Source organism: Streptomyces sp. NPDC002265, from assembly GCF_040296125.1.
Lineage (GTDB): Bacteria > Actinomycetota > Actinomycetes > Streptomycetales > Streptomycetaceae > Streptomyces.
Genome location: NZ_JBEOWS010000021.1, coordinates 43359 through 53124 on the forward strand (window position 1 = coordinate 43359; position 9766 = coordinate 53124).

Here is a 9766-nt window from a genome sequence, read left to right on the forward strand (position 1 = left end):
CGAGGGCCACGATCACCGAGCCCGGCGGAAGAACCCCTGGAAGGACCCCAGGGAGCCCTTCGCGGGGCCCCTGGGGAACCCCGGACGGAGTAGCCCGGGGGAAAGGGTTCACGCGTGCGTGAGCTCCACCTGGATCTCGACCTCGACCGGGGCGTCCAGCGGCAGCACCGCCACGCCGACCGCGCTGCGCGCGTGCACGCCCTTGTCGCCGAGCACCTCGCCCAGCAGCTCGCTGGCGCCGTTGACGACACCGGGCTGGCCGGTGAAGTCGGACGCCGAGGCCACGAAGCCGACGACCTTCACCACGCGCGCGATGCGGTCCAGGTCGCCGGCGACGGACTTCACGGCGGCCAGCGCGTTCAGCGCGCAGGTGCGGGCCAGTTCCTTGGCCTCCTCGGCGGTGACCTCCGCGCCCACCTTGCCGGTGACCGGAAGCTTGCCGTCCACCATCGGGAGCTGGCCGGAGGTGTACACGTACACGCCGGACTGCACGGCCGGCTGGTACGCGGCGAGCGGAGGCACGACGGCCGGCAGGGTCAGGCCCAGTCCGGCGAGCTTCTCCTCGACGGCGCTCATGCCTGCCGCTCCCGCTTCAGGTAGGCCACGAGCTGCTCGGGGTTGTTCGGCCCGGGCACGACCTGGACGAGCTCCCAGCCGTCCTCGCCCCAGGTGTCCAGGATCTGCTTCGTGGCATGGACGAGCAGTGGCACGGTTGCGTATTCCCACTTGGTCATGTGGCCGACTTTATCCGCTGTGACCGGTGGGACCGGCGGTCGGCCACGACGGTAGGTACGAGCGGCGGTACGAACAGCAGTGCACCGGCCTTCACAGCGGTCCTCGGAGCGCTTTCCGGACCGCCGACGACCGCTCCTGCGCCCTTGCGCCGCCCGGGAAACCGCAGGCGGGCGGCCGTGTCCCGGCCTCGTCGCGCACGGGCCATGTGGCCGAGTTCCGCCCCTGTTGTCCACAGCCTGCCGATTGGCTCGGGCGCGGACTGGTTACGCTCGAAGACGTGAGCAGGCTCCAGGTCGTCAGCGGCAAGGGCGGGACCGGAAAGACGACGGTCGCCGCCGCCCTCGCGCTGGCCCTCGCGACCGAGGGGAAGCGGACGCTTCTCGTCGAGGTCGAGGGCCGGCAGGGCATCGCGCAGCGCTTCGAGACGGAGGCGCTGCCCTACGAGGAGCGGAAGATCGCCGTCGCTCCGGGGGGCGGGGAGGTGTTCGCCCTCGCCATCGACCCCGAACTGGCCCTGTTGGACTACCTCCAGATGTTCTACAAGCTGGGCAGCGCCGGCCGGGCCCTGAAGAAGCTCGGCGCGATCGACTTCGCCACCACCATCGCGCCCGGCCTGCGGGACGTGCTCCTGACCGGCAAGGCCTGCGAGGCGGTGCGCAGAAAGGACAAGACCGGCCGGTTCAAGTACGACTACGTCGTCATGGACGCGCCCCCCACGGGCCGCATCACGCGCTTCCTCAACGTCAACGACGAGGTGGCGGGCCTGGCGAAGATCGGGCCGATACACAATCAGGCCCAGGCCGTGATGCGGGTGCTGAAGTCGGCGGAGACGGCCGTGCACCTGGTGACGCTGCTGGAGGAGATGCCCGTCCAGGAGACCGCCGACGGCATCGCCGAACTGCGCGCCGCCCGGCTGCCGGTGGGACGGGTCATCGTGAACATGGTGCGGCCCGAGGTGCTGGACGCGGCCGACCTGGAACTCGTACGGACCGTGCCGCGCGCCGCCGTGGCGCGCTCGCTGTCGGCCGCCGGACTCGGCGGGGCACGGCGCGGCGGGCACGCCGAGCGGCTGGTGGACCCCCTGCTGGCGCAGGCCGAGGAGTACGCCGAGCGGCACACGCTGGAGCACGAGCAACGCGCCGTCCTGGGCGAGCTGGGCCTGCCGCTGCACGAACTGCCGCTGCTCGCCGAGGGCATGGACCTGGCGGGCCTGTACGAGCTGGCCACCGAGCTGCGGAAGCAGGGGATGTCATGAGTCCGGACCCGACGCCCGCGCAGGACACCGCGCGCCGGCTCGCCCCCGCGCGCGTGCTCGACCTCGATCCGCTGCTCGACGACCCCGGGACCCGCATCGTCGTGTGCTGCGGCTCGGGCGGGGTCGGGAAGACCACCACCGCGGCGGCGCTGGGCCTGCGCGCGGCCGAGCGGGGCCGCAAGGTCGTCGTCCTCACCATCGACCCGGCCCGCCGGCTGGCCCAGTCGATGGGCATCGACTCGCTCGACAACACCCCGCGGCGCGTCAAGGGCGTCGAGGGCAGTGGTGAGCTGCACGCCATGATGCTCGACATGAAGCGCACCTTCGACGAGATCGTCGAGGCGCACGCCGACCGGGAGCGGGCGGCCACGATCCTGGGCAACCCCTTCTACCAGTCGCTCTCGGCGGGCTTCGCGGGCACGCAGGAGTACATGGCGATGGAGAAGCTCGGGCAGCTGCGGGCCCGGGACGAGTGGGATCTGATCGTCGTCGACACACCGCCGTCGCGCTCGGCGCTGGACTTCCTCGACGCGCCGAAGCGGCTCGGGTCGTTCCTGGACGGACGGCTGATCCGGCTGCTGACGGCGCCGGCGAAGCTGGGCGGGCGCGCGGGCATGGCGTTCCTGAACGTCGGAATGTCGATGATGACCGGCACGCTCGGCAAGCTGCTGGGCGGTCAGCTGCTGAGGGACGTACAGACGTTCGTGGCCGCGATGGACACGACCTTCGGCGGCTTCCGCACCCGCGCGGACGCGACGTACAAGCTGCTCCAGGCGCCCGGAACGGCGTTCCTGGTGGTCGCGGCCCCGGAGCGGGACGCGCTGCGCGAGGCCGCCTACTTCGTGGAGCGGCTGGCCGCGGAGAAGATGCCGTTGGCCGGTCTGGTGCTCAACCGGGTCCACGGCAGCGGAGCCGCCGGGCTGTCGGCCGAGCGGGCGCTCGCCGCCGCCGAGAATCTCGACTTCGCCGCCGATGTCACCGATGCCGCCGAGGACAGTTCCGGCCCCGCCGTCGGACCCGGTGCGGAAAATCTTGAAGAGTCCCGCATTGTGGATCAGGACGGCGGGAAGGTTCGTCTTCGTAACTCTCCCGACACGTACGACAGTTCAGAGTCCCCCGCGTCGCGGCCCGGCCCCCCGGCCCCGGAGCGGCCCAGCGAAGCCGATCAGCCCACCGGAGCTCATCAAAGCGTCGAGCAGCTCACCGCAGGCCTGCTGCGCCTGCATGCCGAACGTATGCAACTACTCTCCCGCGAGCAGCGCACACGTGACCGCTTCACCGCGCTCCACCCCGAGGTGGCCGTGGCCGAAGTGGGCGCGCTGCCAGGTGACGTGCACGACCTCACAGGGCTACGGGACATCGGGAACCGGCTCGCGGCCAACCGGCCGGAGCTGCCCGAGGCCGCCGACGACTGAGTCGCCGCCGGCCGAGCCGATGGTCCCGCTCAGCCCACCGCCGCGTAGTTCTCGTACACCTGGTCGTCGTCGAGCGACACGATGCCCACGCCGCGCTCGTACTCCGTACGAGCCGTCTCCAGCAGCCTGCGCCAGGAGGTCACGGTGGGCCGCCTGCGCAGCAGTGCGCGGCGTTCCCGCTCCGTCATGCCTCCCCACACGCCGAATTCGACGCGGTTGTCGAGCGCATCCGCCAAGCATTCGGTGCGTACCGGACATCCGGTGCACACCGCCTTGGCCCTGTTCTGCGCTGCTCCCTGCACGAACAGTTCATCCGGATCGGTAGTGCGGCAGGCAGCCTGCGCACTCCAGTCGGTAACCCAGCCCATACCGGCGCCGTCCTCTCCCGAATCGAGGCTCCCCCACGGCGGCAGCGGCATATTCACCGCCGCCAGTTGAGGACGTTACGGAAGGCGGGGACAGCGCAACACCCCCTTCGGGCCCAATCTTGAATGGCCCGAACGGACTATGGGTAAGCGGCAGATCACCCGGGGGAGTGAGCTGACGACATACGCGACTATCCCGGCAAAAACGGGACAGTTCTGTCTGGTCACAACGGGCGCCATGCGACACAGAAGGCGGATTCGGACACGCCCCCATCAAAAAAACCGGGGAACCTCCGGAACGATTCGGGGTCGCCGGACGTATTGATACGTAGCCCTACTGCTGTGACAGTTGAGAGCAGCTTAGGCCAAGGCATATACGCGTGTCCGGCGAATGAGAACGTAGGCTGCCCTCATGCCAAAGAAGCGCTCGGGCGGTGGCCTGTCGGCAACGCAGCAGGCCGCCAAGTTCCTCGGTGTCAGCGTGCTCGCGGGAGCCGTCCTGGCCGGTATCGCCCTGCCCGCCTTCGGCGTGCTGGGCCTGGCCGCCAAGGGATCGGTGGAGAGCTTCGACGAGCTCCCGGCCAACCTGAAGACGCCGCCGCTGAGTCAGCGCACCACCATCCTCGACGCCGACGGCGGCCAGATCGCCACGGTGTACTCGCGCGACCGCACGGTGGTCGAGCTCAAGAACATCTCGCCGTACATGCAGAAGGCGATCGTCGCGATCGAGGACTCGCGCTTCTACCAGCACGGCGCCGTCGACCTGAAGGGCGTCCTGCGCGCCCTGAACAAGAACGTGCAGAGCAGTGGTGTCGCCCAGGGCGCCTCCACGCTCACCCAGCAGTACGTGAAGAACGTCTTCGTCGAGGAGGCGGGCGACGACCCCACGAAGGTCGCCCAGGCCACCCAGCAGACCCTCGGCCGCAAGATCCAGGAGCTGAAGTTCGCGATCCAGGTCGAGGAAGAGCTCGGCAAGAAGAAGATCCTCGAGAACTACCTGAACATCACGTTCTTCGGTGAGCAGGCCTACGGCGTCGAGGCGGCGGCCCAGCGCTACTTCTCCAAGCACGCCAAGGACCTCACCCTGCCGGAGTCGGCAATGCTCGCCGGCATCGTGCAGTCCCCGAGCCGCTACGACCCGGTGAACGACGAGGCGGAGGCCACCAAGCGCCGCAACGTCGTGCTCCAGCGCATGGCTGATGTCGGCGACATCTCCCAGGCCGAGGCCGACCAGGCCAAGGAGACGCCGCTGAAGCTGAAGGTCAGCCAGCCGAAGAACGGCTGCATCACCGCCGCCCGGGGCGCCAATTTCTTCTGCAAGTACGTCGAGAAGGTCTTCCTGAACGACCCGGTCTTCGGCAAGACGCAGGAGGAGCGGGCCAAGCTCTGGAACCAGGGCGGCCTGACCATCCGCACCACGCTCCAGCCGCAGGCCCAGGAGTCGGTGCAGGCCTCGCTCAAGAGCCACGTCAACAAGTCGGACAAGGTCGCCGCGGCGGCCACCCTGGTCGAGCCCGGCACCGGCAAGATCGTCGGGATGGGCCAGTCGAAGCCGTACGGCTACGGCAAGAACGAGACCGAGTACAACTTCTCGGTCAACGCCCAGATGGGCGGATCGAACTTCGGCTTCCCGACCGGCTCGACGTTCAAGCCGTTCGTGGCCGCGGCCGCGCTGGAAGGCGGCAAGCCCGCCACCCAGGAGTACTCGTCGCCGTACGACATGGACTACCCGAGCCCGGTCCAGACGTGCAGCAGCAAGCCGTGGACCAACCAGTACGGCGACAAGGTCGAGAACGAGAGCGAGTCGGAGTCCGGCCCGTACCAGATGAAGGAGGCCATGGCGAAGTCGGTCAACACCTACTTCGTGCAGATGATCTCCGACATCGGCCTGTGCCCCGTGGTGAAGATGACCGACGCGCTGCACGTCACGCAGGGCAACGGCACCAAGCTTCCCGAGACCCCTTCCATCGCTCTCGGCGCCGTCGGCCTCTCGCCGCTGACGATGGCCAGCGCGTACGCCGCCTTCGCCTCCCGGGGCATGTACTGCACGCCGATCGCCATCGAGTCGATCTCGCAGAAGCTCGGCAACCAGCGCAAGTCGCTGGAGGTCCCGAAGTCGACCTGCTCGCGCGCGATGACCGAGAAGACGGCCGACACGGTGAACACGCTGCTGCGCGGTGTGGTCGACTCCGGTACGGGCCAGCAGGCCGGTCTCACCGACCGCGAGAGCGCGGGCAAGACGGGTACGACGGACGAGCGCAAGAACGCCTGGTTCGTCGGCTACACGCCGAACCTGTCGGGTGCCGTCTGGGTCGGCAGCGCCTCCCAGAAGGTCAAGATGACCAACATCACGATCGGCGGTGTCTACCGCGCGCTCGTCTACGGCGGTCAGGTCCCGGGCCCGATCTGGAAGGACGCCATGACCGGCGCCCTGTCGGGCAAGCCCGCCCAGTCCTTCAACCTCGTCGACATCCCGGACGCCCCGAAGGACGACGAGGACCACGACAGGGGCGACGACCACGGCAACAACGGCAGCAACCCCACCAAGGGCGGGTTCATCCAGGGCCTGACGAACGGCGGCAACAACGGCGGGAACCTCCCGAACCCCACGTACTCGCTCCCGGACGGCTTCATCCAGGGCAACAACGGGAACGGGGGACGGCGCTGAGCCGCCCCGCCGGGACCTGAACCACGTCCTCGAACGAGGACCGGCCCCTTCCCCCGCGCCATCGCGACGCGGAGGAAGGGGCCGGTGCCGTTCAGGAGCCGGTGCCGATCGGGAGCCGGCACCGTTCAGGAGCCGGCTCCGTTCGAGGGCGGCGGTTCAGCCCGCCAGGAGCTGCTTGACCACGGCGGCCACCCGGCCGCCCTCGGCCAGACCGGCCACCTTCGGGTTCACGATCTTCATGACGGCGCCCATGGCCCGCGGCCCCTCGGCACCGGCCGCCCTGGCCTCCTGCACGGCCTGGGAGACGATCTCGTTCAGCTCGTCGTCGGACAGCTGCTTGGGCAGGTAGGCACCGAGCAGCTCGCCCTCCGCCTTCTCCCGCTCGGCCGACTCCAGGCGACCACCCTGCTCGAAGGCCTCGGCGGCCTCGCGGCGCTTCTTCGCCTCCTTGGTGATCACCTTCAGCACCTCGTCGTCGGAGAGCTCGCGCTTCTCCTTGCCCGCGACCTCCTCCTTGGTGATCGCGGTGAGCGTCAGGCGGAGCGTCGAGGAGCGGAGCTCGTCGCGCTCCCGGATCGCGGCGTTGAGGTCTTCCTGCAACTTCGACTTGAGCGTGGTCATGCGTCCGATTGTCGCAGGTGCGGAACCCGGAACGCCCGCTGATTTAAAGGGCCGGTCGCGAGCGGCCACGGAAGCCCGCGCGGGCGGGCCGGACGGCACCGCGCACGACCGGGCGGAGCGGTCGCGGGACGACTGCCGGACGGCCGAGGGGCGGAACGGCCCTGGGGGACGGCCGAGTACGGCGTGCAGACGGGGTCTGACACGATGGTCGTATGCGCGCGCGATACGGAGTACCCCTGGGCATCACGGCGGTCGTGGCCGGCGGACTCCTCTACTCTGCGGGCTTCGAGGCCCGCTCCTTCCGTCTCCGTCGGGTGACGGTGCCCGTCCTCCCCGCCGGAATGCGCCCCCTGCGCATACTCCAGGTCTCCGACATCCACATGGTCGGCGGACAGCGCAAGAAGCAGCGCTGGCTGCGTTCGCTGGCGGGGCTGCGCCCGGACTTCGTGATCAACACGGGTGACAACCTCTCCGACCCGGAGGCCGTCCCGGAGGTCCTGGACGCGCTGGGCCCGCTGATGGACTTCCCGGGCGCGTACGTCTTCGGCTCCAACGACTACTACGGGCCCACGCTGCGCAACCCCGCCCGCTACCTGCTGGAGAAGACCAGCGGCAAGCACGGTCTGAACGGCAACGCGCCCGCCGTGGGCGTGGTCCACAACCCGTGGGAGGACCTGCGCGACGGCTTCGACGGCGCGGGCTGGCTCAACCTGACCAACACCCGCGGCACGCTGAAGGTCGAGGGCGTCTCGATCGAGCTGACCGGCGTGGACGACCCGCACATCAAGCGGGACCGCTACGCCCGGGTGGCCGGCGGCCCGTCGGACTCCGCCGACTTCTCGATGGGCGTGGTGCACGCCCCGTACCTGCGGGTGCTCGACGCGTACGCGGCGGACGGCTACCCGCTCATCCTGGCCGGCCACACCCACGGCGGCCAGCTGTGCATCCCCTTCTACGGCGCGCTGGTCACCAACTGCGACCTGGACACCGACCGGGTGAAGGGCCTGTCCGCGCACACGGCGGACGGCCGCAGGGCCTTCCTGCACGTCTCGGCGGGCTGCGGCACCAGCCGCTACACGCCGGTACGGTTCGCGTGCCCGCCGGAGGCGACGCTGCTGACGCTGGTGGGCAAGGAGTAACCACGAGGGGGCCGGGGGCCACGGAACCGCCGTCGGACGGCCGGCGTGGTCCCCCCCGCGCGGGGCGGGACACCGACCCGCGGGGCCGGACACCGGCCGTCACCCACACGCACCACCCGTATCGCCCGACATGCCGGTTCTGCCTAGCTTGAGGGCATGACCGCGCCGATACCCAGGGACATCCCCGACCTCCCCGCCATCCCGGGCATGGTCGCGCCCACACTGCTGCCGTCCGGCTACGTCCCCGCCACGGCGGTGATGAACCCCGTGCGCCGCCCGCTGACCGCCGTCTTCCGCCTGCTGGTGGCCGGCACGGCGGCCGCGGGCGTGACGATCGAACTGCTCGTCGGCAGTCCGGTCCGGGTCCTGAGCCACTTCGCGATCCAGAGCAACATCCTGCTGGCCGTGGTCATGGCCCTGTCCGCCCGCCGGGCGTGGTCGGCCCGGCGGCCGCTCCCCGCCCTTGTGACAGGCGCCGTACTCCTCTACATCGTCATCACGGCCCTGGTCCACCATCTGCTCCTGACCGGTACGACGCCCACGTTCTCCCTGACGAACGCGCCGGGCGTCCACCCGTTCCGGCAGACGGTGGCGAACCACATCCTGGTCACGATCACCCCGGCCGCGGCCGTACTGGACTGGCTGCTCCTGACCACCCCCGGCCGACTGCACCTGCGCCAGGCCGCCACCTGGCTCCTCTATCCCCTGGCCTACCTGCTGTTCTGCCTCGGCCGCGGCGAACTGATCCTCCCCGGCACGCCGGGCCGCTACCTCTATCCGTTCCTCGACGCGGACCGCCACGGCTACAAGGGCGCCCTCGCCAACGCCCTCCTCCTGGGCCTCTCCTTCTACGCCCTGGCCATCCTCCTGGTGGCCCTCGACCACCTCCGCCCCGACCCGATGCGCCACCTCGGCAAAACCGGATTTCGTCTCAGGCCACCGGTGGGCTAAAGTAAACGACGTCGCCGCGACAAGCAGGACAAGCAGCGACATCGGGGTGTAGCGCAGCTTGGCAGCGCGCTTCGTTCGGGACGAAGAGGTCGTGGGTTCAAATCCCGCCACCCCGACAGCCGAAACACCAGGTGAGGCGCCTACTGAATTCAGTAGGCGCCTCACCTGTTTCTGCGTGCGTGTCTAACTGCGTGACTACCGCTTCCCGAGTGTCTACGGCCGCCGATCCTGCGGACCGAAGATGCCGTCCATGGCTACGGCGCCAGTCTGGATCACAGGCCGGATCTGCTTCCGGTAGACCTCCTCGGTGACAGCCGTCCCGGAGTGCCCGACGAGTCGGGAGATCTCCTCAAGGGGCGAGCGTGGGGTGCTCCCATCCCGTCCGCCATCGACCCAGGCAGAGCCGAGCAGACGCGGCCCATGGCGTCACAGTCGTTCGTTACAGTGGCGCGCTCCACCTGGACGCCATGAACCACGCCCGCTCCACGGTGTGTGGGTCGACGGCGGACGGGATGGGAGCTGGGGAGAGTGGTGGGTCGGGAGGGTGACCTATCGACCGAGGCCATGATCACTCGTGCCGACGCCGCTTGGTGATCTCCCACCAGGTTGCAAGTGCC

At 69.6% G+C, this 9766-nt stretch carries 9 protein-coding genes, 1 tRNA gene and 1 pseudogene; 6 read left to right on the forward strand and 5 right to left on the reverse strand.

Translation table 11 applies throughout. From position 1 onward, the window contains the following. Positions 1–108: 108 nt before the first annotated feature. Positions 109–576, reverse strand: coding sequence for a RidA family protein (locus ABT085_RS06325; protein ID WP_351602743.1), 468 nt, complete (start codon positions 574–576; stop codon positions 109–111). Further along, entirely contained in the window at positions 573–734 is a 162-nt protein-coding gene (gene sp36 / locus ABT085_RS06330; RefSeq protein ID WP_010986011.1) for a Sp36 family protein, read from the reverse strand. Before sp36 ends, ABT085_RS06325 begins: the two co-directional genes overlap by 4 nt. Before the next feature lie 278 nt (positions 735–1012). Here sp36 and bagA point away from each other — a divergent pair, with 278 nt between their 5' ends. Then, positions 1013–1990 carry an ATPase BagA gene (bagA, locus tag ABT085_RS06335; RefSeq protein WP_502982657.1) on the forward strand — a complete coding sequence of 326 codons (978 nt, stop codon included), beginning with the start codon at positions 1013–1015 and terminating at the stop codon, positions 1988–1990. Further along, positions 1987–3405 carry an ATPase BagB gene (bagB, locus tag ABT085_RS06340; protein WP_351602747.1) on the forward strand — a complete coding sequence of 473 codons (1419 nt, stop codon included), beginning with the start codon at positions 1987–1989 and terminating at the stop codon, positions 3403–3405. The genes bagA and bagB overlap by 4 nt, the downstream gene beginning before the upstream one ends. Before the next feature lie 29 nt (positions 3406–3434). Here bagB and wblA read toward each other — a convergent pair whose 3' ends face one another. Then, on the reverse strand, positions 3435–3773 hold the full coding sequence (gene wblA / locus ABT085_RS06345) for a transcriptional regulator WblA (RefSeq protein ID WP_351602759.1): 339 nt from the start codon (positions 3771–3773) through the stop codon (positions 3435–3437). Positions 3774–4182: 409 nt separating this feature from the next. Here wblA and ABT085_RS06350 point away from each other — a divergent pair, with 409 nt between their 5' ends. Further along, the gene (locus ABT085_RS06350; protein ID WP_351602749.1) at positions 4183–6438 is read left to right on the forward strand and encodes a transglycosylase domain-containing protein; all 2256 of its coding nucleotides are present in this window, start codon (positions 4183–4185) and stop codon (positions 6436–6438) included. 156 nt (positions 6439–6594) lie between these two features. On the opposite strand, the gene ABT085_RS06355 is transcribed toward ABT085_RS06350, so the two are convergent. Further along, entirely contained in the window at positions 6595–7059 is a 465-nt protein-coding gene (locus ABT085_RS06355; RefSeq protein WP_351602751.1) for a GatB/YqeY domain-containing protein, read from the reverse strand. Positions 7060–7271: 212 nt separating this feature from the next. Here ABT085_RS06355 and ABT085_RS06360 point away from each other — a divergent pair, with 212 nt between their 5' ends. From ABT085_RS06360 to ABT085_RS06370, 3 genes are all read left to right on the forward strand, one after another. Continuing rightward, entirely contained in the window at positions 7272–8198 is a 927-nt protein-coding gene (locus ABT085_RS06360) for a metallophosphoesterase (protein ID WP_351602753.1), read from the forward strand. Positions 8199–8354: 156 nt separating this feature from the next. Further along, the gene (locus ABT085_RS06365; RefSeq protein WP_351602755.1) at positions 8355–9149 is read left to right on the forward strand and encodes a Pr6Pr family membrane protein; all 795 of its coding nucleotides are present in this window, start codon (positions 8355–8357) and stop codon (positions 9147–9149) included. A 42-nt stretch (positions 9150–9191) separates the two neighbouring features. Then, positions 9192–9265, forward strand: a tRNA-Pro gene (locus tag ABT085_RS06370). 97 nt (positions 9266–9362) lie between these two features. On the opposite strand, the pseudogene ABT085_RS06375 reads toward ABT085_RS06370, so the two are convergent. Continuing rightward, positions 9363–9506, reverse strand: a pseudogene (locus ABT085_RS06375) (site-specific integrase); the annotation flags it as partial. Between the last annotated feature and the right edge of the window lie 260 nt (positions 9507–9766).

Coding starts and splice junctions, on each gene's coding strand:
- ABT085_RS06325 (WP_351602743.1), bottom strand. CDS start 576: ATGAGCGCCGTCGAGGAGAAGCTCGCCGGACTGGGCCTGACCCTGCCG.
- sp36 (WP_010986011.1), bottom strand. CDS start 734: ATGACCAAGTGGGAATACGCAACCGTGCCACTGCTCGTCCATGCCACG.
- bagB (WP_351602747.1), top strand. CDS start 1,987: ATGAGTCCGGACCCGACGCCCGCGCAGGACACCGCGCGCCGGCTCGCC.
- wblA (WP_351602759.1), bottom strand. CDS start 3,773: ATGGGCTGGGTTACCGACTGGAGTGCGCAGGCTGCCTGCCGCACTACC.
- ABT085_RS06350 (WP_351602749.1), top strand. CDS start 4,183: ATGCCAAAGAAGCGCTCGGGCGGTGGCCTGTCGGCAACGCAGCAGGCC.
- ABT085_RS06355 (WP_351602751.1), bottom strand. CDS start 7,059: ATGACCACGCTCAAGTCGAAGTTGCAGGAAGACCTCAACGCCGCGATC.
- ABT085_RS06360 (WP_351602753.1), top strand. CDS start 7,272: ATGCGCGCGCGATACGGAGTACCCCTGGGCATCACGGCGGTCGTGGCC.
- ABT085_RS06365 (WP_351602755.1), top strand. CDS start 8,355: ATGACCGCGCCGATACCCAGGGACATCCCCGACCTCCCCGCCATCCCG.